Raw genomic sequence first — 22,928 nt, 5'->3', positions numbered from 1 at the left:
TCAGTCGTCCTCCGGAAGCTGCGCGGCCGCGACCGCGACCGCCAGCGCGTGGGCGTCGGTGTGGCTGAGCGAGATGCGGATCCGCTCCCCCGACCGCGCCCGCGCGGTCAGCTCCCCGCTCAGCTGTACGGCCGGCGGATGCCCGTCCATGCAGGCCGCCGACTGCCGGCAGGCGGGCGTGGGCCGGGGCAGCACCTCGACCGACCCCAGGAGCTCCGCGGTCGGCGGCAGGTCCAGCAGCCGCAGGACGGCGTACTTGCCGGCCAGCCGCCCCGCCCAGTGCTGCAGGGTCCGCCCGGCGCCCGACCTGAGCCGCTCGGCCGGGGTGTAGACGGCGTCCAGCGCCATCGCCCCGACCAGGTCCTGCGGCCTGGTGAGGTCGCCGAAACGGACGAGCGCGCTGCCCCACCGGTTCACGCCGCCACCTCCCTGGCGAGCCTGCGCAGCGCGCTCGGCTCGGCCATGCTGAGGCAGCGGGCGCCGGAGCGGCGGGAGAGCCCGGCCAGCACCTTGCTGTCGCCGACCTCGACGCTGGGGCCGAGCGCGTCGACCAGGGTCACCGTGCGCGTCCACAGGACCCGCCCGGTGAGCTGGGCGACCAGCGCCCGCCTGATGACGTCCAGGTCGGTGGTGAGCTCCGCGGTGACGTTGGGCACGACGGGCACCCGCGGCGGACGCATCTGGGCCGCCTCGACCGCGTCGCTCCACTCGGGCACGGCCGGGTCCATGAGCGGCGAGTGGAAGGCGTTGCCCACGGACAGCTCCACGATCTTGCTGGCCGAGGTGGCCAGCTTGGCCAGGCGGTCGAGCGCGCCCATGGCGCCGGAGACCACCACGTGGCCCGGCGCGTTCTCCAGCCCGACGACGAGCGGCTCGTCCGGGCCGGCGGCCCACCCGACCATCTCCTCGACCTGCTCGACCTCCAGTCCCATGACCGCGTGCATGCCGCCGATGACGTGCACCCGCGACATCAGCCGGGCCCGCAGCTCCACAAGCCGGGCGGTCTCGGCCAGGTCCAGGACGCCCGCGGCGTAGAGCGCGCTCAGCTCGCCGACGCTGTGCCCGGCGACCACGTGCGGCTCGAACCCCTCCTCGGCCAGCACGGCGTGCGTGGCCAGGTTGCAGGCGGTGACGGCGATCTGGGCGTGCTCGGTCGAGACCAGCCGGTCGAGCGGCCCGCGCGTGCAGATGGGTGAGATCGGCCGGGACAGCCGCTCGTCGAACTCGTCGAGCACTCTCCTGGCCACCGGGTTGCGCCGCAGCCACGCGCCCATGCCGACGCGGACCGTGCCCTGCCCGGGGAAGAGGTAGCCGACCATGATCTGCTCCTTAGAGGCGGCGCCGGGGCCGCCGCTCCGGCTCTGCGGGCTGCTCGGTGCCGAGGAAGCCCAGCAGGAGCTTGCTGACCGTGTCGGGGGCGTCGAGCGGGATGTAGTGGCCGGCGTCCTCGACGCGCTCGTAGCGCCACGGGCCCTTGACGAACTTGCCGGAGTTGGCCATGCCCTCCTCCAGCAGCGCCTTGTCGTCGGTGGACCAGATGCCGAGCGTCGGGGCGTAGATCGGCGGGAAGGGCCGCTGGTGGCGCAGCTCCGCCTCGGGCGAGCGGTTGGCGCGGTACCAGTTCAGGCCCGCGGTCAGCGCGCCCGGCCTGGCCATGTCGCGCAGGTGCCGGTCGTAGTCGCCCTCGCGGCCCATGATCTCTTTCCACAGCCGCCAGCCGTTGCGCTTGAGCAGCTCCTCGGCGGCCGGCGACTGGTAGAAGAGCATGTACCAGGAGGCCGCCCGCTGCTCCAGCGTCGGGTAGGAGAAGACGCCCGGGTGACCGACCGACAGCACCGCCAGGTGGTCGATGCGGCGGGGCATCAGGAAGGCGTACATCCAGGCGATCGCCGCGCCCCAGTCGTGGCCGACCACGTGCGGCTTCTTGACGCCGAGCTGGATGGTCATGGCGACGATGTCGTTGACGATCGTCTGCATCGTGTACGCCTCGACCTCCTGCGGCTTGCTGGAGTCCCCGAAGCCGCGCAGGTCCGGCGCGATCACCCGGAAGCCGCCCTCGACGAGCGCGGGGATCTGGTGCCGCCACAGGTAGGAGGAGTCGGGGAAGCCGTGCAGCAGGAAGACGGTCTCGCCCTCCCCCTCGTCCACGTAGGCGATGTCCACGTCGTTGACGTGGATGATCTTCTTCTCGGTCATGCCGACTCCCTGAACAACCGCTCGGCGAAGAACTCGCTGAAACCGAACTCGGGCACTTCCTCGGGGGCGACCATGTTGAGCAGGCCGGTCACCTGTGCGGCGAAGTTCTTCGCCATCAGCTTGCGCACCCTGCGCCGCCGCTCGGTGGCGGCCGGGCCGAACTCCACGTGCAGCCGGCTGATGATCTGGGCGCCGAAGTCCAGGCGGGACAGCCGGAACTCGCGCTCCTTCACGTACGGCTCGAAGACCGGCGGCGACCAGTCGTCGCCGTCCAGGAGGATCTCGCAGACGGTCCTGGCGTCCCGCATGGCGCACGACAGGCCGGTGCCGAGCACGGTGTCGGCGTTGCCCGCCTCGTCGCCGATCAGCACCACGCCCTCGGTCAGCGGCGGGCCCTCGGGCACGCTGGAGACCGACGGCCACACCGACAACGGGCCCGCCTGGCGCGACTCCACCACGGCGCGGCCCCGGTCGGGCAGGCACTCCAGCTCGAACGCCTTGAGGAAGCGGTCCATGGCGCCGGGGCCCCGGTACTTGCGGCTGTCCTTGGTGCCGAAGTTGAGGTACAGGCGGGCGCGGCCGTACCCCTGGGGGAAGACCATGAACATGACGTCGCCCTCGGTGCCCATCGCCTGCACGTCGGCGGGCCAGTCGTCCAGGCCCTCGACCATCACCCCGCCGCCCCAGTGGTGCATGTGGTTGCGCATGGTGATGCCGACCTGGCGGCCGACCGTGCAGCCTCGGCCGGTGGCGCCGAGCACGATCTTGGGCCGGATCTCCTCGCGGCGGCCCTCGGAGCTCATGTAGCTGACCGACGGCCGCGGGCCCGCGGTCACCTCGATCTTGGCCGCGTCCATGATCAGCGTGGCGCCGCTGTCGACGGCCTGGGCCGCCATCAGCTCGCAGACCTGGTGGTGCGGGAACGAGTACGGCCCGCCGATCCCCGGGATGAACCGGGTCATGTCCACGGCCTCGACCTCGTGCGGCTCGACCGCCTCGTCCCAGGTCATCCACTCGCGGATCTCCCAGGCGCCACCGGCTCCGAAGCAGTCGTAGACGCCCAGGCGCTGGGCCTCCCTGATGCCCCAGGGGGCCAGCCACTCGCCGCGTACCAGGTCGTTGTAGCTCTCCTGCTTCTCCAGCAGCACGACGGAGAGCCCTCCGGCGGCCAGCTTGCACGCCGCCGACGCTCCCGCGATGCCACCGCCGACGATCACGACGTCGGTCATGACTCCCACCTCTCCCAAAACGTGCGTTCCTTGGCGCTGACGCGATCGGCCGGGCGGAAGTCGGTGCCCACCGTGTAGGCGACCGGGATCATGCACACCTGCGTGACGCCGGACGGGATGCCGAGCAGCTCGCCGACCGGGCCTTCGTGGGCCACGTGCAGGCAGGTGATCGTGCTGCCGAGCCCTCTGCTGCGCAGCGCGAGCTGGAAGGACCAGATGGCGGGGAAGATCGACCCGTAGAAGATGCTGGCCCGCATGGAGCCGTGGGTGGAACGGTGGCCGGGGTCGTCGTCCTCTTTGGTCGCCATCCGCCTGCGCCACGCCTCGTCGATGGCCGAGATGTCCGGCGGCCGCCCCAGCACGCAGGGGATGACCAGGACGGGTACCCGGGCGATCGCCTCGGCCAGCGCCTGCGCCGATTCGTAGTTCTTGCGGGCCTGCCGGTCGGTGCGCCGCCGGCCGGCGTTGGTCCACATGTCCATGCGGTGGAACTGCCACGACAGCGTGGTCAGCTCGGCGATGCGCGCCTTGACGGCGTCGTCGGTGACGACCATCCACCGCCAGTTCTGGTGGTTGTTGGCGCTGGGCGCCTGGATGGCGATCTCCAGCGCCTCCTCCACCACCTCGCGCGGCACCGGCCGGTCGAGGTCGAGGCGGCGGCGTACCGACCTCGTGGTGGTCAGCAGGCGGTCGGTCTCCGACACGTCGAACGGCAGGCCGGTCATGATCTCCACGGGCGCGGTCATGCCGCCCCCAGGAGCACCGCGCCGCGCACCGATCCCGGCGACTCCGACAACACCAGCGCCCGCTCCACCGGCGCCCCAAGCTCCGGCTCACCCACGAACCCGCCTTCCAGGGCGGGCGCGCTGCCGTCACGCGACCCGTCGTGGGCGGGCGCGCTGCCGTCGGGCGAGTCCGCCGTCGTGCTCTCGTGGGCGGGGGCGATGCCGTCGCGGATCGCCAGGGCGCCCAGGGCCAGGTTGAGTGCGCCCGTGGCCGCCTGGCAGTCGCCCGCCAGCCGGGTGCTCGTGGTCAGGACCGCGTGCGGCAGCGCCTCGCGCACCGCCGCCGCCTCTCCCCCTGCGCCCGTGCCCAGGACGAGCGCGGACCCGCCGTCGTGCAGCCGGTCGAGACCGCGGGTGAGCGCGGGCTCGGGGCCGTGCAGCCGGTCGAGGTCGCGGGTGAGCCCGGGTCCCGTGAGGTCGCCGGGGTGGTGGCCGGTCCCCAGGATCTTGGCGTACGGCGTGCCGTCCCGCCCGGCGCAGTGCTCGGCGGACTCAACCACGAAGGCCACCGCCCCCGACGCCTTGACCGGCTCGCCGGGCGGCTGGGCCGTACCGTGGGCGGCCTCGTCGGCGGCGACCACGAGCACGACCTCCGCCTTGCCCGCCCTGATCATCTCGACCGCGCAGTCCAGCGCGATCGAGGCGGAGGCGGCGCCGTTGCAGATCGTGGTGGTCGGCCCGCGCAGCCCGAGGGTCTGGCAGACCGCGCCGCCCGTGGCGTTGAGCACGACGTTGGAGAAGCTCAGCACCGCGGGCTTGTTGGGGTTGAGCGCGATGCTCTCGTCGAAGCCGCCGGTGCTCTCGGCCGATCCGGCGCCGGTCGCGAAGACCAGGCCGACGTCGTCGAGCGCCTTCCTGGGCAGCTTGAGCCCGGAGTCCTCCCAGGCCAGCCGGGAGGCGGCGATGGCCATGCGGGAGAGGTGGTTCATGTGCCGCCAAAGGGAGCGCGGCGCGAACGTGCGGCCTTCGAGCGAGGGCGCCTCGCCGGTGGCCTCGCGGCCGGTCAGGATGGCGGCGCTCAGCTCGGCGATGCCGGTGGCGGTCCCGAGAGCGGGTCCGAGGCCGGTGATGACGGCCTCGCGCCTCGGGAGCTCCTCGTACTCGCGTGGCGACTGGGGGGTGGTCAGCACCAGCGAGACGTTGTTGCCGCCGAAGGCGTAGTTGTTGGAGACGACGGTGTCGATGGGCATCGGCCTGGCCTTGTTGGGCACGAAGTCCAGGTCGCCGGGCTCGGCGTCGTCGTCGAAGCCGATGGTGGGCGGCGCGATGCCGTGACGCAGCGCCAGCACACTGGCCACCGCCTCCACGGCGCCGGCGGCGCCGAGCGTGTGGCCGACGTACGACTTGATGCTGCTGGTCGGGACCTGTCCGGCGCGCTCGCCGAACACGACCCGCATGACCTTGGCCTCCATGGCGTCGTTGGCGGGGGTGCCGGTGCCGTGGCCGCTGACGTAGCCCACGTCGGCGGTGGTGAGGCCGGCGTCGGCCAGGGCCCGCCGTACGGCGCTGGCGCCGCCTCGGCCGGTGGGGTCGGGGGCGGTGGCGTGGTAGGCGTCGGCCGACAGCCCGTACCCGGCGACCTCGGCCAGCGGCCTCGCGCCTCTGGCCAGGGCCAGGTCGAGCGGCTCCAGCAGGAGGAAGGCGGCGCCCTCGCCCAGGTTGAGGCCGTCGGAGTGGCTGTAGGGGCGGCAGGGTCCGGTGCTGAGCGCCTGGAGGCCGGCGAAGCCCGCGTACGTGCCGAACAGCAGCGGGTCGACGCCGCCGGCGAGCACCATGTCGGCCTCGCCGGTGAGGATCTTGTCCTTGGCGAGGCCGACGGCGTTGCCGCCGGCCGCGCACGCCGTGGACACGAGGATGCGGGGTCCGCCCAGGCCGAGTCGCTCGGCGACGACGTCCTGGGTGCGGTGCATGGGCTGGTACAGCCCGGCCGCGTCGGGGGTGGCCTGGCATTTGCCGAGGATGATGCCGAACCGGTCGGGGTCGTACCCGTTCAGGCCCGCCTCCTCGACCGCCTGCCGGGCCGCGATGAGCGCGAGCTGGGCGGTGCGGTCCAGGTCGGCGTCGGGGCCGGTGAGCTGACTGGTGATCCACTCGTCCGGGACCTGGCCGGCGTACCTGGCCTCGAACACCGCGTAGGCCTCGTCCGCGACCGGGGCGAGACCGCCCTGGCCGGAGAGGAGCCGCTGCCAGAACTCGGCCGGGTCGCGCCCGGCGGCGCAGATGATCCCCAGACCGGTGACGACGATGGGCCGCAGCGCCATTGCCTTCTCCTTCAGATGATCGGGATGCTCCAGCTCTTGGGCACGATGTACGGGCTGGTGAGCGTGGTGACCTCGGAACCGGCGACGGTGAACTCAAGACCGGCGGCGGCCAGGTCGGCGTCCACCCTGACCAGGCCGAGCGTGGTGCCCAGGCCGACGCTGTACACGGCGTGGACGACCTCGCCGACGTCCTCGCCGCCCGCGTACACGCGGGTGCCCGCGGTGGGCACGCCCTCGCCGCCGGTGAAGCCGACGGTGCGGCGGCCAGCGCCGGACTCGAACTGCTCCAGGACCGCGTCCTTGCCGACGAACTCGTCCTTGGTGACGTCGACCAGCCAGTTGGCGCCGATCTCGATCACGTTCGCGCCGCCGGTGACCTCGTGGCGGGGGATCGGCTGGCGCACCTCCAGCATGGCCAGCTCCAGGGCGTCCTGGCCGGCGGCCTGGGCGTGCTCCAGCGACTGGGTCCACAGCTCGCCCACGGCGCTCTTGGGCACGAGCATCTGGTAGCCGTACTCGCCGGTGAAGCCGGTGCGGGCGAAGATGATCTCCGCGTTGTTCCAGGTCGTGTCCACGACCGACTCGAACGGCAGCGCCGCCAGTTCCCCGTCGATCAGTCGGCCGACGACGCCCCAGGCGTACGGACCCTCAAGCCCGAGGACCGTCAGGTCGTCACGCTCGGTGATCTCGACGCCCTCGTCGTTGTGCGCGCGCAGGTGCTCCAGCAGCCGCGCACCGGCGCCCGCCGAGCTCTCCAGCAGGATGCCGTCCTCGCGGCCGAAGGCCAGGACCTGGTCGACGACCAGCCCGGACTCGTCCAGGACGAGGCTCATCATGCAGCGCTCCGAGGTGAGGTACTCCACGTCGCGAGCGAGCACCCGCTGCGCGAAGTCGATCGCCGCGGACCCGGTGACCTCGATCAGCAGGTGGGCGCTCAGGTCGAGGATCGCGGCGCGCTCCCTCAGCACCTTGTACTCGACCGACAGCGCGTCGGGCGCGGCCGAGAAGCGCCGCGGCAGGGAGGCGTCGCCCACGTCGCCGTAGACGGTGTCCTCCGGATGCAGGTTCGCGAGGACGCTAGCCATTCTTCACACCTTTCGGGTCAGCGATCGTGAGGTTTCCTTCGGCGGCGATCTGGCCGTCGACCCGGGCCGAGACCTTGTACTCGGCGAAGCCCCTGCCGCCTGCGGTGCGCTCGGCGCTCAGCACGAGCTGGTCGCCGGGCACCACGGGACGGCGGAAGCGCATCGACCTGACCCCGGCCAGGTAACTGATCTCGCTCGCGCCGGCCAGCGCGAAGACCACGCCGGCGAGCTGGGCCAGCGACTCGATGATCACGATGCCGGGCAGGACGGCCTCGTTCGGGAAGTGGCCCTGGAACCACAGTTCGGTGCCGGCCACGTTCTTGGTGGCGGTGCCCTTGACGCCGGGCTCCACCCGGGTGACCCGGTCGAGCAGGAGCATGGGCCAGCGGTGCGGGAGCACCGCCCGGATCTGGTCGTGGCCGAGGCCGGTCAGGACCGGCGCGGCCGTGGTGGTGGCGGTGGTGGTCATGACGCCCGCAGGGCGGGGTTGACCTCGTCGGCCAGGCGGGAGACCGATCCGAAGACGGCCATCTCGCTGTCGTAGAGGGCAACGCCGAACTCGGCCTCGATGGCCACGTAGAGCTCCAGCACGTCCAGGCTGTCGAGCTCCAGCCCGCGGCCGAACAGGGGCTGGTCGTCGGTGATCCAGTCGGGCTCGATCTCCAGGTCGAGCCGGGAGACGATCATCTTCTTGATCTGGGTGCAGGTCTGCTGGCGCTCGGCGGCCTTCGCGCGAAGCTCGTCGATGGTCATCTGTCCTCCTAGTAGTGACCGGGGTCAGCCGAGGCCGCCGCCGTGGGCGACGATCACGGAGCCGGAGATGTACGACGCCTTGTCCGAGGCGAGGAAGCTGACGATCGACGCGATCTCCTCCGGGCGGCCCATGCGGCCCAGGCGGATGCGCGACTCGTACTGCTTCCTGATGTCCGTGGGCACCTTGCGGGTCATGTCGGTGGCCACGAAGCCGGGGGCGACCACGTTGGCCCTGATCCCGTGGGGCGCGGCCTCGTTCGACAGGGCCGAGGTGAAGGCGATGATCGCGCCCTTCGAGGCCACGTAGTTGGTCTGGCCGGGGAAGCCTCCGTCGAGCCCGCTCGTGGAGGAGATCGTCACGATGGAGCCGCGCTTCTGGTTGCGCATCAGGCGCAGGGCCTCCCGGCAGGCCAGGAAGGTGCCGACGACGTTCACGTCGAGCGGGGTGCGGAACTGCTCCTGGCTCATGGTGATGAGGTAGCGGTCGAGGGTGAGGCCGGCGCTGGTCACGAGGACGTCGAGGCGGCCGTGGTCGGCGCGGACGCCGCGGAACATCTCCCGCACGGCGTCCTCGTCGGCGACGTCGGCCTGCACGGCCTCGGCGCTGCCGCCCTCCTCCTGGATCAGCGCCACGACCTCTTTGGCGTCCCGCTCCGACCTGGCGTAGTTGACGATGACATGGGCGCCTTCTCTGGCCAGATCGAGCGCGACCGCCCGGCCGATTCCGCGTGAGGCGCCCGTCACCAGGGCCACTGAGCCTTCGGCAAAGAGCATCTTCGTTCTCCAGGAATTCGACAGCACATTATCTGGATCTTCACTGAACAAGTTACTAAAGGGCGATATCACGCCTGTATCATCCAGTTATTAGCGCATTGACTGGGGAAGTTGGATATATCACCCTTGCTTCATGGACGAGCTCGACGTACAAGTTTTGGTCGTCGGCGGCGGACCGGTCGGACTGGCCGCCGCAATTGAGCTCTCGCGTCACGGAATATCGACGCTGCTCGTCGAGAAACACGCGGGCACCTCGATATTCCCGAAGGCCAGGCTCATCACCACCAGGACGATGGAGATCTTCCGCGCCTGGGGAATCGTGGCGGAGGTCGAGCGCACCGGAATGCCGCGCGAGGAGTTCCTCGCCGTGGGCGTCGGCAGCTCGCTGTCCTCCGACGACTTCGTACGCTCCGCCGCCGCGATCGAACGCGACGCGCCGCAGAGCCCCACCTACGCCTACCTGTGCTCCCAGGACCACCTGGAGGTGATCCTGCGCCGGCTGGCCGAGTCGGCGCCGTCCGCCGAGGTCCGCTACGGCACGACGATGACCGGGCTGCGCGACACCGCGGACGGCGTCGAGGCGGAGATCGAGGACGGGCGGAGCCGTACCCTGGTCCGCGCCCGCTACGTCGTCGCCGCCGACGGCGCCAGGAGCGGCGTCAGGGAGCAGCTCGGCATCGAGGTCGAGGGCCCGCCCACGCTCGGCCACATGATCAGCATCATGTTCGACGCAGACCTGGGCTTCTTGCCGCCCGAGCGCCGGGCCGCGCTGTCGTTCCTGCGCAACCCGCCGTGCGCCGTCGAGGCCGTGGACGGCGGCCGGCGCTGGATGGTGCAGACCGGCTACGAACCCGAGGAGGGCGGCAGTCCCGCCGACTTCACCCCGCAGGTCTGCCTCGACGCGGTACGCGGCGCCGTCGGCGTGCCCGACCTGCCGGTCGACGTCGTCGGCGTGATGCCCTGGCTGCAGCAGGCCAAGGTGGCGACCGGGTTCCAGAAAGGCCGCGTGTTCCTCGCCGGCGACGCCGCGCACGTGGCCACGCCGCAGGGCGGGTTCGGCATGAACTGCGGCATCCAGGACGCGCACAACCTGGCCTGGAAGCTCGCCGCGGTGCTCCACGGTACGGCGGGGCCGTACCTGCTGGAGACCTACACCGAGGAGCGGCGCCCGATCGCGGCCAGGACCGTGGACGAGAGCCTGAACAACGCGCTGATCACCTTCCACATGATGGAAGGGCACCTGTCGATGACCGAGGCGATCGAACAGCAGGCCGGCCGCCGCAGCTCGGAGGGCCTCGTACTGGGCTTCCACTACGAGTCCGCCGCCGTGGTCCCCGACGGCACCCCGGCACCCGAGCCCGACGACCCCTACCGCACCTACGTCCCCACCGCCCGCCCCGGGCACCGCGCCCCCCACACCTGGCTGACCAGCGCCGGCGACCACACCGGCACGGATGGCAGGATCTCCACGCTCGACCTGCTCGGCCCCCGCTTCACGCTGCTGACACCGGCCGGGAGTGGCTGGCTGCAGGCGGCGAAGGAGGCGGCCGAGTCGAGCGGCGTGGACATGGAGGCGGTCGAGATCTCCGCCGACGGGTCCGGCGGGCTGACCTCGCCGACCTGGGCGCGGGAGTACGGCCTGGAGGAGAGCGGGGCGGTGCTGATCCGCCCCGACGGTCACGTGGGATGGCGCTCGTGCGCCGGACAGCCCTCGCAGGAGGCGCTGCTGGAGGCACTGGACACGATCCTCGCGCGGTCGTGACCTGCACGGTCATGAAGAGCCAGGTCACGATGCGGCTGAACCGCATCGTGACGGGCCCCCTCATGACGGGCCGCATCATGGCGGACGGGCTCGTGCCGCGCCGCGTCCTGACGGACCGGGTCGTGGCGGGCCGGGTCCTGACGGACCGGGTCGTGGCGGGCCCCGTCGTGGCGGGCCGGGTCGTGGCGGGACCCGTCGTGGTGGGGGCGGGCGCGGGTGCGCATGCGGGCGGCCGCCAGGCGCAGTGACAGCGGGCTGCCCGACGTGGCGGCCAGAGCGCGGCCGCGGGCCTTGCCCACCAGCAGGTCGGCGAGCTGCCGCGCGTCGGCGGCGGGTAGCGGCCGGACGAACTCGCGGTGCGCCCCCTGCCGGGCCACCAGGTCGTCCAGCGGGTCCGTGCTGACCACGACGACCCGGCAGTGCGCGCCCCCGGGCAGCAGCGGCACGACCTGCTCGGCGTCCGTCACGTTGTCCAGCACCACCAGCAGCCTGCGCCGCGCCGTCCAACTGCGGTAGAGCGCGAGCTTCTCGTCGGCGTCGAGGGGCAGGTCGGCGGCGGGTACGCCGAGCGCGCGCAGGAACCGCTCGACCACGGTCTCCGGCTTGGCCCCCGCCATGTCGGCGAAGAGCTGCCCGTCGGGGAACCAGTCGATCCGCTCGTGCGCCCACCGCAGCACCAGCGCGGTCTTGCCCATGCCGGCGGCCCCGCTGACCACGGTCGTGGCGGGGGCGGCCGCAGGGTCCTGTCCGAGCGCCTCGTCCAGGGCGGCCAGCTCCCGCTCCCTGCCCACGAACGGCAGGATCTGCGGCGGCAGTTGCGAGGGCACGACCTGCGCGGGCAGCGGGGCGCGCGGCGCCGGACGCATGAGCGCGACCTCGTCCCGGAGGATCTGGTCGTGCAGGCGGCGCAGCGCGGGTCCGGGTTCGAGGCCGATCTGCTCCAGCAGGTAGCGGCGCGTCTCCTGGTAGGTGCGCAGCGCGTCGGCCCGCCGTCCCGCCCGGTACTGCGCCAGCATGAGCTGCGCGCGCACCCGCTCGCGGAAGGGCGACTCGGCCACCAGCGCCAGCAGCTCGGGGATCACCTGGTGGTGGCGGCCGAGCTCGATCTCCAGCTCCAGGCACGCCTCCATGGCCTCCAGGCGCGACTCCTCCATCCTGGCGACGTCGTAGCGCAGGCCCCTGATGTCCTCGAACGGGTTGCCCCGCCACAGCGACAGCGCCTCGCGCAGCAGCTTGACCGCCGCCTCGCGCTCGCCGTCCGCCGACGTCGTGCGCGCCCGCGCCACCAGCGCGCAGAAGCGCAGCCAGTCGATGCCGTCCGGCTCGGCGCGCAGCAGGTAGCCGGGGCTGGACGTCTCGATCACACCCGCCCCCAGCGTACGGCGCAGCCGCGAGACGCAGATCGCGATCTGCCGCCAGGCGCTGGCCGGGGCGGAACCCGCCCAGACCGTCTCCACCAGCCGGTCCACGCTGACCACCCGGTTGGCGTTGAGCAGCAGGCTGGCCAGGATCGCCAGCTCCCTGTTGGCGCTCATGTGCAGTTCGGCGCCGTCCTTGATGACCTTGAGCGGGCCGAGGACGCGGAACTCGAAGGGCCTGCTCATGCCGCGTACCGCTCTAACTCGTCGGCCGCTCTGGCCGTGCCGCCCGAGGCGCGGATCTCCTTCGCCATGGCGGCGGTGGCCTGCCGTACCCGGTGGTCGGACACGACCGCGAGCACGTCGGCGACCAGGCGCTCGGGCGTCAGCTCCGCGGGGTCGACGACGCGGCCGAGGCCGAGTTCGGCGACGCGGCGGGCGGGCGGCCCGTCGATGGCGGTGGCGGGGACGATGACGGTGGGGCGGCCCCAGTACAGGGCCTCCATGGCGGTGCCCATGCCGCCGTGGGTGACGGCCACGTCCGCGTGGCGCAGCACGCTCATGTGCGAGACCCAGCGGCGGACCTCGACGTTCGCGGGCAGCGGGCCCAGGTCCACGGCTTCCGGCACGGTGACCACGGTGTGCCAGGGCAGCTCGCCGAAGGCGCGCACGCAGGTGCGGAACAGGTCGGGACGGCTGCTGGCCACGGTGCCGAAGGTGAGCAGCGCGATCGGCCGGCCGTCGCCGGGCGGCGTCCAGTCGGACAGGAAGCTCCGCTCGCCCAGGCAGGGCCCGACGAAGGCGAAGCGCTCGTCGAAGGTCTCGCCCGCGAACTGGAAGGAGCGCGGCAGGTTGACCAGGCTGAAGTCCTGCACCTGCCACCACAGGTCGGCCGGCGGCACGTCCACGCCGTGATCCAGCGCGAGCGCGGCGGTCCTGGCCAGCATGTCGTCGACCCAGCCGGGCAGCGCGCCGCCGTCGCCGCCGTCGCCGTAGATGGAGGAAAGGTAGGAGAAATGCTCGTTCGACGCGAACACCGGAATCAGTTGTACGGCCGGCCGTTCCCACTTACGCGCCAGAATCCGCCCGGCGTGCAGCACGGAGATGTCATAGACCACGACATCGGCCTTTTCCGAACCGACGCTTTCCAGCATGACCCGGCTCTCGTCGAGAAAGAGCGAAATGAGCCCGAGCGGGTCGTCCTCGAGCCGGCGCAGATCGGCCTGGTGATAAATGGAGTCGTAGCCGACGACGGTCGCGCCCGCGGCGCGGACGACATCGGCCATGCTTTCACCGGTGACGTAGGTGACCCGGTTTCCCCGGCGCACCAATTCGGAGACCACGGCCAGGTTGGGAATCACATGGCCGTGATCGGGCTGACACATGAAGAGGTAATGCCGTGCCATACCAACAAAGCTAGTGAGGACGGGGCATAACGTGTCACCCCTAACCCGGTGATAGGGGTACCGCGGGTACGGGGCCCGGTGATTACGTTGAGTCATGGCCACTCGTGTCTGGGACTACCTGCCGGAATACGACGTCGAGCGGGACGATCTGATCGACGCCGTCGAGACCGTGTTCCAATCCGGCCAGCTCGTGCTCGGCGAGAGCGTGCGCGCCTTCGAGGCCGAGTTCGCCGCCTACCACGGCGCGCGCCACTGCACCGGAGTGGACAACGGCACCAACGCGATCAAGCTCGGCCTCCAGGCGCTGGGGGTCGGCAGGGGCGACGAGGTGATCACCGTGTCCAACACGGCGGCGCCGACGGTCGTCGCCATCGACGGCGTGGGCGCCACGCCGGTCTTCGTGGACGTTCACCGTGACACCTACCTCATGGACGTCGAGCAGGTGGAGGCGGCCATCACGCCGCGTACCCGCTGCCTGCTGCCGGTCCACCTGTACGGCCAGTGCGTGGACATGGCTCCGCTGGAGCGCCTGGCCGAGGCGTACGACCTGGTGATCCTGGAGGACTGCGCGCAGGCGCACGGCGCCAGGCACCACGGCCGCGTGGCCGGCTCGATGGGCAGGGCCGCGGCCTTCTCCTTCTACCCGACCAAGGTCCTCGGCGCCTACGGCGACGGCGGCGCGACGATCACCTCCGACGACGTCGTGGACGCCAGCCTGCGCAGCCTGCGCTACTACGGCATGGAGCAGACCTACTACGTGGTGCGGACACCGGGCCACAACTCCCGCCTCGACGAGGTCCAGGCGGAGATCCTGCGCCGCAAGCTGACCAGGCTCGACGCCTACATCGCCGGCCGCCGCGCGGTCGCCGAGCGCTACGAGCGCGCCCTGGGCGGCACCGACCTGGTGCTGCCCGCGACCGCCGAGGGCAACGAGCACGTCTACTACGTCTACGTGGTGCGCCACCCCCGGCGCGACGAGATCATCGAGGCGCTGCGCGCGTACGACATCCACCTCAACATCAGCTACCCGTGGCCGGTCCACACGATGACCGGCTTCGCCCACCTCGGCTACCGGCCGGGCAGCCTGCCGGTGACCGAGGAGCTGGCCGGGCAGATCTTCTCGCTGCCCATGTACCCGTCGCTGCCGGTCGAGGTGCAGGAGAAGGTCATCGCCGCCCTGCGCGAGGTGCTGTAGTCACCACTCGGGAAGCAGCCCGAGCGCGGCCGCCTCACCCAGCGTGGGGGCGGCCGCGTCGCGTTCCGAGAGGATGGGCGGCGTCCCGGCGGGCAGGTCGAGCGCGAGGTCGGTGTCGAAGACCGACAGCGTGAGCTCGTTCTCCCTGCGGTACTCGGCCGAGAGCAGATAGCAGACGACGGAGTCGTCCTCCAGGGCGGCGAAGGCGTGCCCCACCCCGGGCGGGAAGTAGACCGCGCGCCCGTTGGCGAGGCTCAGCTCGGCCGACTCCCACCGCCCGAACGTCGGCGAGCCCACCCGCAGGTCCACCACGAAGTCCAGCACCCGCCCCGCCGCGCAGTAGACGTACTTGGCCGTCCCCGGCGGGATGAGCGTGTAGTGGATGCCGCGCACCACCCCGCGCCGGGAGACGTTCCTGCTGGCCTGCGCGACCGGGAAGAGCCCCTTCCCGGTCGCGGCGATGAAGGCCCCCTCCTGGTACGGCGAGGCGAACGACCCACGCTCGTCCGGGAAGACCTGGGGGGTGAACTCGAAGGCGCCGGAGACGGCGAGCTCCCGATGGCGCATCACACGACGTGGACGTCGGGGACGTAGAGGATCCACCGGCCGCCCGCCTCGCGGAAGCCGGTCTCCTTGGCCATGATCTCCTCGGCGTGGTTCCAGGCGAGCAGCAGCGCGTAGTCGGGGTAGGGGTCGCGGAACGCCTCGGGCCCGAGCACGGGGATGTGCGAGCCGGGCGTGAGCCGTCCCTGCTTGGCGGGGGTGGTGTCGGTGACGAAGGTGAGCAGGTCCGGGCCGATGCCGCAGTAGTTGAGCACGGTGGCGCTCTTGGCGGTGGCGCCGTAGCCGTAGATGGTGGCGCCCTGGGCGCGCAGGCCCTTCAGCAGCGCCGTGAGCCGGTCGCGGTTGCCCTCGACGGTGGCGGCGAAGCGGTCGAGCGCGGACAGCCGGGTGATGCCCGCGGCCTCCTCCTCGGCCAGCATCGCGGCGACGCCGGGGCTCGGCGTCCTGGCCCCGGCCCTGGCGAGGGTGTAGCGCACCTCGCCGCCGTGGACGGGCAGGCGCTCGACGTCGACGAGCTCGAAGCCGTGGCGGGCGGCCATGCGGCTGACGGAGCCGGCGGCGAAGAAGTAGAAGTGCTCGTCGTAGATCTGGTCGAAGGAGGAGCGGGCCACGATGTCGGCCAGGTACGGGTCCTCGAAGACGAAGACGCCGCCGGGCTTCAGCAGGGTGTCGACGCCGCTGAGGATGGAGTCCATGTAGGGGATGTGGCACAGGGTGTTGGCCGCGTAGATCACGTCGGCGGGGCCGTCGGCGGCGCGTACGCGGGCGGCGGTCTCGGCCTCGAAGAAGTCCTTGGTGACGCGGACGCCCTTGGCGGCGGCCAGGTCGGCCACGCCGCCCGACGGCTCGACGCCGAGGTGCCTGACCCCGGCGTCGGCGACGACCTCCAGCATGGTGCCGTCGTTGCAGCCGAGCTCGACGACGAACGGGTCATCGCCGTTCAGCTCGGTGGTCAGAAGCCGCTTGGCCAGCGCGTGGAAGTGCTCGCGCATGACCGAGGAGCCGGAGGAGACGTAGGGGTAGCCCTCGTGGAACATGCGCTCCCTCGGCACCTCTTCGAGGAGCTGCACCATCGTGCAGCTCTCGCAGACGCCGACCGCGAGCCTGAAGAAGAACTCCTCGCGTGGGTCACCGGGTTCGACGAAGGCGTCGGAGATCGGCTGCCGGCCGAAGTCCGCGAACTCGCGGAGCCGGCCGGAACAGATGCGGCACGCCATGCGATCCTCCTGAAGGTTGCCGTCAGCGGCGGTACCTCACCCACACGTCACCGGTCTGCACGTAGCCGGTGAGCCGCACGACGACGGCGGCCTGGGTGGGCGAGACGATGGGCCTGTTGTGGACGGCGCCGAGGAGCCGGCGGGTCACCGCGTCGTCCTGCACCCACCAGTCGTAGGGGGCGATGATGACGACGTCGCCGAACCACGAGGTGATCTGCACGTCGACGGTCACCTCGCGGTACGCGCATTCGGCCCGGGTGAAGTCCACCCGTACCGTGCCGAACCTGTGTGCCTTCGTCGTGATGAGCGGCGGCACCACCCAGCGACCGTCCTGGCGGATCTTGCCGCTGCGCGTGTGCAGCTCCAGCACGTCGCCGGGGCGGGCGGCGGGCAGCGGAGCGGCCACCACGGTGGCGGGCACCAGCGCCGGGGGCGGCGGCCCTGCCTGGGGTAAGTCGGCGACGACCGCGTCCAGCTCGCCGAGCGTGCGCGCGCCGTAGGTGCGGTCCAGGCGCTCGTTCAGCTCTTCGAGGTCGATGCGGCCCTCGCTGACCGCGACCCGCAGCATTTCCGCAATTCGGTCGCGATCCTGGTCACTGGCTCGGATTTCCGGACGATCGGTCATGGCGTCCACCCTAAGAGCGTATGAATGGCCGGTCCCAGAGATAACCCCTATCTTCCATCGCTGAAAAGCAGGGGTTGAGGTGTTATGAGGGCGCATGCGAACTTCGGCGGTAAAGGCCCGTTGTTAGGAGACCGCCATTCTTGACGTCCTGAGCTGGTTCGAGGAAGTCGCCGAGCACACCGCGATGACGGTGGAGCGGCTTCCTCTCGAAGAGCTGGGCGGATGGCGCCGGTGCGAGAGCACGGGGAACATCCGCCACGACAGCGGCAAGTTCTTCACCGTCCAGGGGCTCGACGTGCGCTTTCCCGGCAGCCCCGTGGACGCCTGGACCCAGCCGATCATCAACCAGCCCGAGGTGGGCATCCTCGGCATCCTGGTGAAGCGCGTGGACGGCGTGCCGCACCTCCTCATGCAGGCCAAGAACGAGCCGGGCAACCACGACGGCCCGCAGGTCTCGCCCACCGTCCAGGCCACCAGGAGCAACTACACCCGCGTGCACCAGGGGCGGCCGGTGCCGTACCTGGAGCACTTTCGCGAGCCGAGCGGACGGGTGCTGGCGGACGTGCGCCAGTCGGAGCAGGGCGCGTGGTTCTACCGCAAGCGCAACAGGAACATGGTCGTGGAGACCGCCGAGGACGTCGAGGTGCTCGACGGGTTCCGCTGGCTGCCGCTGGGGCGGGTCCACGAGATGCTGGCCGTGCCCGACCTGGTGAACATGGACGCGCGCACGGTCCTGGCCTGCATGCCGGCGCTGGGGACGCCGGTCCCCGAGGGGGACGGCTTCCGCGCGGCGCTCGTCCGCTCGCGCGACCCGCGCCAGAGCGCCGCGCACGGGATCGACGAGGTGCTGAGCTGGCTCAGCGGCATCCGCTCCACCGTGGACATCAGCACCGAGCCCATCCCGCTCAACCGGCTGCGGCAGTGGCGCCGCGACGGCGGGCGGATCTCGCACGAGAGCGGCCGCTTCTTCGACATCATCGGCGTGCGCGTGGCCTCCAACGGGCGCGAGGTGAGCGGCTGGACCCAGCCGATGATCGAGCCGGTGGGCACCGGCGTCATCGCCTTCCTGGTGCGCCAGATCGGCGGCGTGCTGCACGCGCTGGTCCACGCTCGGGTGGAGCCCGGCTACACCGACGTGGTCGAGCTGGCGCCGACCGTGCAGTGCGTGCCGGAGAACTACGACCACCTGCCGCCCGCGGCCCGCCCGCTGTTCCTGGACGAGGTGCTGGGCGCGGGCCCCGAGCGCATCCGCTTCGACACCGTGCTGTCGGAGGAGGGCGGGCGCTTCTACCACGCCAGGAACCGCTACCTGATCGTGGAGACCGACGAGGACCCGGCGCCCGGCCATCCCGACTTCCGCTGGCTGGCCATGCACCAGGTCGTGGAGCTGCTGCGGCACAGCTACTACCTCAACGTCCAGGCCCGCACGCTGAGCGCCTGCCTCGACAGCCTCTAGCGCAGCCGCTCGATGACCCTGCCGAAGTCCTCCATGGCCGCCTCGGTCACGGTGAAGTAGGCGAAGCCGTACCGCTCGCTGTCGCGCAGGACCTGCTCGGCGAGCTGCGCGGGCGTGCCCACGAGCAGCGTCGGGACCTCCAGGAGCTGCTCGGGCGTGAGGTCGGGCGCGTAGCGTCGCAGGCTCTCCAGGCCCGCGCGGCGCTCGCGGGTGATGATCGTGGCCTTGGGCAGCAGGTTCAGCTCGGGCTCGCGCCCGCCGGCCTCGGCCCTGACGAAGGCGACGCGCTCGGCGAGCGCCGCGGCGTCCACGAGCGCGGTCCTGCCGTATTCGGCCCGGTACGGCGCGCCGGTGAAGCTGACCGTCTGGGCGCGCTGGGCGGCCAGGCGCAGGATGCGGTCGCCGTGTCCCCCGATCATCAGCGGCGGCGCCGACTCCCCCAGCTCCGCGTCGAGCTCCTTGACCAGGCTCTCCAGCCGGTCGGCGCGCGAGGCGGCGGTGCCGAACGGGATGCCGGCCTTCTCGAACTCGGCCTTGACGTAGCCGGTGCCGAGGCCGAGCTCCAGCCGGTCGCCGAGCAGCCTGGCGGTGGTGGCCACGTCCCTGGCCAGCACCGCGGGCAGGTAGAAGCTGGAGTTGAGCACGTACGTGCCGATCCTGGGTCGCGTGGTGGCCTCGGCGGCCAGCACGGCGCAGGGGAAGGGCGCCATCAGGTTCAGGTGGTCGGGGACGGCGACGACGTCGTAGCCGAGCGCCTCGGCCCGCCGGCACTTGTCCGTCCACTCGGTCCTGGAGCAGCCTTCGTCGATGAGCACCACGCCGAATCTGATCATGTCATCCCGATCCTCGCGATCGCGGTGACGATCAGGCCGTTGCGGATCAGCCACCGCCCCTGCCACCGCAGCCCTTCCGCCATGATGTGGGCCGAGAACGTGCCGCCGAACGGGTCGACGTCGATCTCGGCGTCGTAGAAGCCCAGCCACCGGTTCGTCATCGGGAACCAGGCCTTGTAGACGGACTCCTTGGCGCTGAACAGCAGCCGGTCCCAGCAGGGCCCGGGGTTGGCGGCCGCCAGCCTGCGCAGCATCTCGCGCTCGTGCGGCAGCGAGACGGCCTCGATCACGTCGTCGCCCACCGGGGCGTCGGGCTCGGCGTCGATGCCGAGCATGGCGGGCTTCCTGGTGAGCGCGGCGGCGCGGTACCCGGTGCAGTGGGTGATGCTGCCGGCGATGCCGGGCGGCCAGGTCGGCTCGCCCCGCGGGCCGCGCAGCACGGCCACCGGCGCCATCCCGAGCTTGCCCATGGCCCGGCGGACGCAGTAGCGCGCGGTCGCGAACTCCCTGCGCCGCTTCTCCACCGCCCGCCCGATCAGCGCCTCCTCCTCGGGGAAGAGCACGGTGCCTGGAGGATCGTCGAAGGTCTCGAAAGCCTCGACCTCCGGGGGGAGGATGTCCTCGATCACCCCGCCAACTTACCCATACACGGCAATTCGCCAATAGGGCAGCGAACATGATTGCGGGGCCGTACCCCCAAATTAGGGGTGCGTCCTATAGGGGAAGCGGAGCACGAGTTAACCCGTAATTTGACCGTTTTTTGAGGGATATTCGCTATCAAGGAGGATGCGCTATACGCGGTTGGGCCGGACGGGACCGGCCGTGTCCCGCATGGGGCTCGGTTCCCTGGCCCTCGCCGGCGCCTACGGCCACGCCGACCAGCACGAGGCGGCCGGCCTGATCCGCCGCGCGCTCGACGCCGGCGTGACGCTCGTCGACACCGCCGACTTCTACGCCGCCGGGCAGGTCGAGCGCGTCGTCGGCCGGGCCGTGGCGGGGCGCGAGCACGAGGTCGTCGTCTGCACCAGGGGCGGCGTCCGCGGTCTCGGCCGCCGGGTCGAGTTCGACGGCCGGCCCGAGTACCTGGAGCGGGCCTGCGAGTCCTCGCTCAAGCGCCTGGACGTCGAGAGCGTCGACGTCTACTTCCTGCACTGCCAGGACGACCGCGTGCCGATCGAGGAGAGCGTGGGCGCGCTGGCCGCGCTCGTGTCGGCGGGGAAGATCCGCCACATCGGCCTTTCCGGCGCCACGGCCGCGCAACTGCGGCGCGCGCACGCCGTCCACCCCGTCACCGCGCTAGCGGCCGAGTTCTCCCTCTGGGTACGGCAGGCCGCCGCCCCCCTCCTGGCCGAGGCGGACCGGCTGGGCGTGGGCATGCTCGCCGCCCGCCCGCTGGGCAGGGGCTTCCTCACCGGCCGGATCAGGTCCGCAGCCGTCCTCGGCCCGCACGACTGGCGCCACGGCGACGCCCGCTTCCTGCCGGGCCGCGACGTCCCCGCGCTGCGCCGGCTGGAGGCCGCGGCGGCCGAGCTCGACCTGGGCGCGGGCCGGCTGGCGCTCGGCTGGCTGCTGGCCCAGGACGAGCGGGTGGTGCCGGTGCCCAGCACCCGCGACCAGGTGCACCTGGAGATGAACCTGGCCGCGACCAGCGTCGCGCTCGGCCCGGAGACCCGCGACGAGCTGGCCGCGATCTTCCCCGACTACTCCCCCTCGCTCCTGCTCTGAGGCGCCAGCAGCGAGGCCGCCACCGCCTTGTTGACGGCGTCGATCCGCGAGACCGCGTTGAGCTTGACGAAGATGTTGCGCATGTGCCGCTTCACGGTGGCCTCGGCCAGGCCGAGGCGGCGGGCGATCTGGGCGTTGCTGAGCGCCTGGGCGGCCAGTTGCAGGACCTCCAGCTCCTTCTCGCTCAGCCCGCCGGAGGGCGGCCCCGACTCCACGTGCGCCAAGCTGTGCCGGGAGACCGCGAGCACGACCCTGGACGGGTCCTCGTGCACGCTCTTGACCGCCGCGATCAGCTCGTGCCTGTGGACGCTCTTGAGGAGGTAGCCGCGGATTCCGGCGGCCAGCAGCCGGGTGAGCAACTGCGGCCCGTCGTACATGCTGAGGATGATGATCTGGGTGCCGGGCGAGATCCTGCGTACCTTGCCGACGGTCTCGGTGACCTCGTCGCCGGGGATCTCGACGTCGAGCAGCAGCACGTCCGGCTTGGTGGCGCCGACCATGGCGACGGCGCCCGCCGAGTCGCCGGCCTCGCCGACGATGCCGATGTCGCCGCCCGCCTCCAGGATCTCCCGCAGCCCCTCCCTGAAGAGGGCGTGGTCGTCCACGATGCCGACGGAGATCAGCGCGCTACCCGGGGTCGTGGTCATCGTGGCGCTTCTTCAAGGGGATGAACACCTCCACGAGGCAGCCGCTGCCCGGGGCGCTGGAGATCGTGACCCGGCCGCCGAGCAGTTCGGTGCGCTCGCGCATGGAACTCAGCCCGACGCCGCCCTTGCCGCGCACGATGGCCGGGTCGAAGCCCCTGCCGTTGTCCTGCACGGTGGCGACCAGCTCGTGGGGCGCGATGTCCACGCGCATGAGGATCATCGTGGGCGCGGCGTGGTTGAAGGCGTTGCGCGCGGCCTCCCTGACGACCAGGAACGCCTCGTCGAGCACCCGGGCGTCGGCCCAGCCCTCGTCGCCGTTGACGTGGAGACCCACGGAGACCGTGTCGTCCTCGACAGCCTCCAGGAAGCCGAGCAGCGCCTTCTCCAGGCTCTTCAGCGGCACCTGGGGATGGAGTTCCGAGGTCATCTGGCGCAGGTTCTCCATCGTCTCCTGGATGGCCTGCTGGGCGACGCCCATCTTGGTGGAGGCGCGGGCGGCGTTGGTGACCCGGTAGACCTCGGCCAGCGCGAGCTGCTGGTGGGCGACGCTGATGCCGTGGCCGATGCGGTCGTGCAGCTCGCGGGCGATGCGCCGGCGCTCGTCCTCCTGCGCCTCGTGGACCTGGTTGAGCAGGAAGCCGTGGTAGCTCTCCGACGCCTCGCGGATCCGTAACGAGAGGCTCTCCTCCATGCCCGTCGCCACGAGCGTGAAGGACTCCGCCGGCGATTCCGATTGCACGGCGACCTCACGCGCCAGTCGCGTCATCGCTACCCGAAAGAAAAGTGAGCCTGCCTCAAGAGAAGCTTTCGGATGTACGCCGGTGGCTGCACGGCGGCTGCCCACTTCCCACGCGTGGAATTTATACAGGTTGTTAATCTGCACCTTTCCGGCACGGAGAGTAGCCGCGACATCGTCCAGGACGTAACGCGCGGTCATTAGGGCCTGTCGCTTGGCCTGCGGGTCCGTGTACAGAACGTTGCCGGCGGCGAGCAGGGCGGCCTCGAATTCGGCGAGGATTTCTTCCCGACAAGCGTCCACGATTCTCGCCGGGTCGCC

The 22,928-nt window shown here is 71.5% G+C and carries 23 protein-coding genes; 4 read left to right on the top strand and 19 right to left on the bottom strand.

Features of this window, described 5'->3' with window-relative positions:
• The 10 genes from ACIBEJ_RS43395 to fabG are packed head-to-tail and all read right to left on the bottom strand — an operon-like array spanning nucleotide 1 to nucleotide 9,083.
• A complete protein-coding gene (locus ACIBEJ_RS43395) occupies nucleotides 1–417 on the bottom strand; it encodes a phosphopantetheinyl transferase (protein ID WP_397188808.1) in 417 nt (138 codons plus the stop codon).
• Nucleotides 414–1,319 carry an ACP S-malonyltransferase gene (locus ACIBEJ_RS43390; protein WP_397188807.1) on the bottom strand — a complete coding sequence of 302 codons (906 nt, stop codon included), beginning with the start codon at nucleotides 1,317–1,319 and terminating at the stop codon, nucleotides 414–416. Before ACIBEJ_RS43390 ends, ACIBEJ_RS43395 begins: the two co-directional genes overlap by 4 nt.
• Before the next feature lie 10 nt (nucleotides 1,320–1,329).
• Nucleotides 1,330–2,196: an alpha/beta fold hydrolase gene (locus tag ACIBEJ_RS43385; protein ID WP_397188806.1), complete on the bottom strand. Its 867-nt coding sequence runs from the start codon at nucleotides 2,194–2,196 to the stop codon at nucleotides 1,330–1,332.
• Nucleotides 2,193–3,425 carry an NAD(P)/FAD-dependent oxidoreductase gene (locus ACIBEJ_RS43380; RefSeq protein ID WP_397188805.1) on the bottom strand — a complete coding sequence of 411 codons (1,233 nt, stop codon included), beginning with the start codon at nucleotides 3,423–3,425 and terminating at the stop codon, nucleotides 2,193–2,195. The genes ACIBEJ_RS43385 and ACIBEJ_RS43380 overlap by 4 nt, the downstream gene beginning before the upstream one ends.
• Nucleotides 3,422–4,171, bottom strand: a complete 750-nt coding sequence (locus ACIBEJ_RS43375) for a nitroreductase family protein (RefSeq protein WP_397188804.1) — start codon at nucleotides 4,169–4,171, stop codon at nucleotides 3,422–3,424. Before ACIBEJ_RS43375 ends, ACIBEJ_RS43380 begins: the two co-directional genes overlap by 4 nt.
• On the bottom strand, nucleotides 4,168–6,471 hold the full coding sequence (locus tag ACIBEJ_RS43370; protein ID WP_397188803.1) for a beta-ketoacyl synthase N-terminal-like domain-containing protein: 2,304 nt from the start codon (nucleotides 6,469–6,471) through the stop codon (nucleotides 4,168–4,170). The genes ACIBEJ_RS43375 and ACIBEJ_RS43370 overlap by 4 nt, the downstream gene beginning before the upstream one ends.
• 11 nt (nucleotides 6,472–6,482) lie before the next feature.
• Nucleotides 6,483–7,556 (bottom strand): aminomethyltransferase family protein, encoded by a 1,074-nt coding sequence (locus ACIBEJ_RS43365; protein ID WP_397188802.1) that lies wholly within the window; start codon nucleotides 7,554–7,556, stop codon nucleotides 6,483–6,485.
• The gene (gene fabZ, locus ACIBEJ_RS43360) at nucleotides 7,549–8,025 is read right to left on the bottom strand and encodes a 3-hydroxyacyl-ACP dehydratase FabZ (RefSeq protein WP_397188801.1); all 477 of its coding nucleotides are present in this window, start codon (nucleotides 8,023–8,025) and stop codon (nucleotides 7,549–7,551) included. Before fabZ ends, ACIBEJ_RS43365 begins: the two co-directional genes overlap by 8 nt.
• Nucleotides 8,022–8,309, bottom strand: a complete 288-nt coding sequence (locus ACIBEJ_RS43355; protein ID WP_157251764.1) for an acyl carrier protein — start codon at nucleotides 8,307–8,309, stop codon at nucleotides 8,022–8,024. Before ACIBEJ_RS43355 ends, fabZ begins: the two co-directional genes overlap by 4 nt.
• 24 nt (nucleotides 8,310–8,333) lie before the next feature.
• The gene (gene fabG, locus ACIBEJ_RS43350) at nucleotides 8,334–9,083 is read right to left on the bottom strand and encodes a 3-oxoacyl-ACP reductase FabG (protein ID WP_397188800.1); all 750 of its coding nucleotides are present in this window, start codon (nucleotides 9,081–9,083) and stop codon (nucleotides 8,334–8,336) included.
• A gap of 133 nt (nucleotides 9,084–9,216) precedes the next feature.
• On the opposite strand from fabG, the gene ACIBEJ_RS43345 reads away from it, so the two are divergent.
• Nucleotides 9,217–10,845 (top strand): FAD-dependent monooxygenase, encoded by a 1,629-nt coding sequence (locus ACIBEJ_RS43345; protein WP_397188799.1) that lies wholly within the window; start codon nucleotides 9,217–9,219, stop codon nucleotides 10,843–10,845.
• Here the strand turns inward: ACIBEJ_RS43345 and ACIBEJ_RS43340 are convergent.
• Both ACIBEJ_RS43340 and ACIBEJ_RS43335 read right to left on the bottom strand, forming a co-directional pair.
• Nucleotides 10,761–12,449, bottom strand: coding sequence for a BTAD domain-containing putative transcriptional regulator (locus ACIBEJ_RS43340; RefSeq protein ID WP_397188798.1), 1,689 nt, complete (start codon nucleotides 12,447–12,449; stop codon nucleotides 10,761–10,763). The genes ACIBEJ_RS43345 and ACIBEJ_RS43340 overlap by 85 nt on opposite strands.
• Nucleotides 12,446–13,588, bottom strand: coding sequence for a macrolide family glycosyltransferase (locus ACIBEJ_RS43335; protein WP_397188916.1), 1,143 nt, complete (start codon nucleotides 13,586–13,588; stop codon nucleotides 12,446–12,448). Before ACIBEJ_RS43335 ends, ACIBEJ_RS43340 begins: the two co-directional genes overlap by 4 nt.
• Before the next feature lie 115 nt (nucleotides 13,589–13,703).
• Between ACIBEJ_RS43335 and ACIBEJ_RS43330 the strand changes: the two genes are divergently transcribed.
• Nucleotides 13,704–14,804 (top strand): DegT/DnrJ/EryC1/StrS family aminotransferase, encoded by a 1,101-nt coding sequence (locus ACIBEJ_RS43330; RefSeq protein WP_397188797.1) that lies wholly within the window; start codon nucleotides 13,704–13,706, stop codon nucleotides 14,802–14,804.
• On the opposite strand, the gene ACIBEJ_RS43325 is transcribed toward ACIBEJ_RS43330, so the two are convergent.
• Genes ACIBEJ_RS43325 through ACIBEJ_RS43315 form a run of 3 tightly spaced genes read right to left on the bottom strand, consistent with a single transcriptional unit; the run spans nucleotide 14,805 to nucleotide 17,210 of the window.
• A complete protein-coding gene (locus tag ACIBEJ_RS43325) occupies nucleotides 14,805–15,371 on the bottom strand; it encodes a dTDP-4-dehydrorhamnose 3,5-epimerase family protein (RefSeq protein ID WP_397188796.1) in 567 nt (188 codons plus the stop codon). It lies immediately after the preceding gene.
• Nucleotides 15,371–16,585 carry a methyltransferase domain-containing protein gene (locus tag ACIBEJ_RS43320; protein ID WP_397188795.1) on the bottom strand — a complete coding sequence of 405 codons (1,215 nt, stop codon included), beginning with the start codon at nucleotides 16,583–16,585 and terminating at the stop codon, nucleotides 15,371–15,373. Before ACIBEJ_RS43320 ends, ACIBEJ_RS43325 begins: the two co-directional genes overlap by 1 nt.
• 22 nt (nucleotides 16,586–16,607) lie before the next feature.
• Complete coding sequence (locus ACIBEJ_RS43315) at nucleotides 16,608–17,210, bottom strand: DUF1707 domain-containing protein (protein ID WP_397188794.1); 603 nt, start codon at nucleotides 17,208–17,210, stop codon at nucleotides 16,608–16,610.
• A gap of 136 nt (nucleotides 17,211–17,346) precedes the next feature.
• Between ACIBEJ_RS43315 and ACIBEJ_RS43310 the strand changes: the two genes are divergently transcribed.
• A complete protein-coding gene (locus tag ACIBEJ_RS43310; protein WP_397188915.1) occupies nucleotides 17,347–18,666 on the top strand; it encodes an NDP-hexose 2,3-dehydratase family protein in 1,320 nt (439 codons plus the stop codon).
• Here the strand turns inward: ACIBEJ_RS43310 and ACIBEJ_RS43305 are convergent.
• On the bottom strand, nucleotides 18,663–19,499 hold the full coding sequence (locus ACIBEJ_RS43305; protein WP_397188793.1) for a TIGR03621 family F420-dependent LLM class oxidoreductase: 837 nt from the start codon (nucleotides 19,497–19,499) through the stop codon (nucleotides 18,663–18,665). The genes ACIBEJ_RS43310 and ACIBEJ_RS43305 overlap by 4 nt on opposite strands.
• Complete coding sequence (locus ACIBEJ_RS43300) at nucleotides 19,496–20,128, bottom strand: 4'-phosphopantetheinyl transferase (RefSeq protein WP_397188792.1); 633 nt, start codon at nucleotides 20,126–20,128, stop codon at nucleotides 19,496–19,498. The genes ACIBEJ_RS43305 and ACIBEJ_RS43300 overlap by 4 nt, the downstream gene beginning before the upstream one ends.
• Nucleotides 20,129–20,330: 202 nt before the next feature.
• Here ACIBEJ_RS43300 and ACIBEJ_RS43295 point away from each other — a divergent pair, with 202 nt between their 5' ends.
• Nucleotides 20,331–21,224, top strand: coding sequence for an aldo/keto reductase (locus ACIBEJ_RS43295; RefSeq protein ID WP_397188791.1), 894 nt, complete (start codon nucleotides 20,331–20,333; stop codon nucleotides 21,222–21,224).
• Here the strand turns inward: ACIBEJ_RS43295 and ACIBEJ_RS43290 are convergent.
• Nucleotides 21,200–21,871: a response regulator gene (locus ACIBEJ_RS43290; protein WP_397188790.1), complete on the bottom strand. Its 672-nt coding sequence runs from the start codon at nucleotides 21,869–21,871 to the stop codon at nucleotides 21,200–21,202. The genes ACIBEJ_RS43295 and ACIBEJ_RS43290 overlap by 25 nt on opposite strands.
• Nucleotides 21,852–22,610, bottom strand: a complete 759-nt coding sequence (locus tag ACIBEJ_RS43285) for a sensor histidine kinase (protein WP_397188789.1) — start codon at nucleotides 22,608–22,610, stop codon at nucleotides 21,852–21,854. The genes ACIBEJ_RS43290 and ACIBEJ_RS43285 overlap by 20 nt, the downstream gene beginning before the upstream one ends.
• Between the last annotated feature and the right edge of the window lie 318 nt (nucleotides 22,611–22,928).

It is taken from the genome of Nonomuraea sp. NPDC050790, from assembly GCF_044456745.1.
Classification (GTDB): Bacteria; Actinomycetota; Actinomycetes; order Streptosporangiales; family Streptosporangiaceae; genus Nonomuraea.
Note: the sequence above shows the minus strand (reverse complement) of the source record. Positions and strands in the feature narration are given on the sequence as shown.

Bases quoted from the DNA above. Each gene is read 5' to 3' on its own strand.
- ACIBEJ_RS43365 (WP_397188802.1), bottom strand. From the start codon at position 7,556: ATGGCTAGCGTCCTCGCGAACCTGCATCCGGAGGACACCGTCTACGGC.
- ACIBEJ_RS43355 (WP_157251764.1), bottom strand. From the start codon at position 8,309: ATGACCATCGACGAGCTTCGCGCGAAGGCCGCCGAGCGCCAGCAGACC.
- ACIBEJ_RS43375 (WP_397188804.1), bottom strand. From the start codon at position 4,171: ATGACCGCGCCCGTGGAGATCATGACCGGCCTGCCGTTCGACGTGTCG.
- ACIBEJ_RS43295 (WP_397188791.1), top strand. From the start codon at position 20,331: ATGGGGCTCGGTTCCCTGGCCCTCGCCGGCGCCTACGGCCACGCCGAC.
- ACIBEJ_RS43385 (WP_397188806.1), bottom strand. From the start codon at position 2,196: ATGACCGAGAAGAAGATCATCCACGTCAACGACGTGGACATCGCCTAC.
- ACIBEJ_RS43335 (WP_397188916.1), bottom strand. From the start codon at position 13,588: ATGTGTCAGCCCGATCACGGCCATGTGATTCCCAACCTGGCCGTGGTC.
- fabZ (WP_397188801.1), bottom strand. From the start codon at position 8,025: ATGACCACCACCGCCACCACCACGGCCGCGCCGGTCCTGACCGGCCTC.
- ACIBEJ_RS43380 (WP_397188805.1), bottom strand. From the start codon at position 3,425: ATGACCGACGTCGTGATCGTCGGCGGTGGCATCGCGGGAGCGTCGGCG.
- ACIBEJ_RS43305 (WP_397188793.1), bottom strand. From the start codon at position 19,499: ATGATCAGATTCGGCGTGGTGCTCATCGACGAAGGCTGCTCCAGGACC.
- ACIBEJ_RS43345 (WP_397188799.1), top strand. From the start codon at position 9,217: ATGGACGAGCTCGACGTACAAGTTTTGGTCGTCGGCGGCGGACCGGTC.
- ACIBEJ_RS43330 (WP_397188797.1), top strand. From the start codon at position 13,704: ATGGCCACTCGTGTCTGGGACTACCTGCCGGAATACGACGTCGAGCGG.
- ACIBEJ_RS43390 (WP_397188807.1), bottom strand. From the start codon at position 1,319: ATGGTCGGCTACCTCTTCCCCGGGCAGGGCACGGTCCGCGTCGGCATG.
- ACIBEJ_RS43320 (WP_397188795.1), bottom strand. From the start codon at position 16,585: ATGGCGTGCCGCATCTGTTCCGGCCGGCTCCGCGAGTTCGCGGACTTC.
- ACIBEJ_RS43325 (WP_397188796.1), bottom strand. From the start codon at position 15,371: ATGCGCCATCGGGAGCTCGCCGTCTCCGGCGCCTTCGAGTTCACCCCC.
- fabG (WP_397188800.1), bottom strand. From the start codon at position 9,083: ATGCTCTTTGCCGAAGGCTCAGTGGCCCTGGTGACGGGCGCCTCACGC.
- ACIBEJ_RS43315 (WP_397188794.1), bottom strand. From the start codon at position 17,210: ATGACCGATCGTCCGGAAATCCGAGCCAGTGACCAGGATCGCGACCGA.
- ACIBEJ_RS43340 (WP_397188798.1), bottom strand. From the start codon at position 12,449: ATGAGCAGGCCCTTCGAGTTCCGCGTCCTCGGCCCGCTCAAGGTCATC.
- ACIBEJ_RS43370 (WP_397188803.1), bottom strand. From the start codon at position 6,471: ATGGCGCTGCGGCCCATCGTCGTCACCGGTCTGGGGATCATCTGCGCC.
- ACIBEJ_RS43290 (WP_397188790.1), bottom strand. From the start codon at position 21,871: ATGACCACGACCCCGGGTAGCGCGCTGATCTCCGTCGGCATCGTGGAC.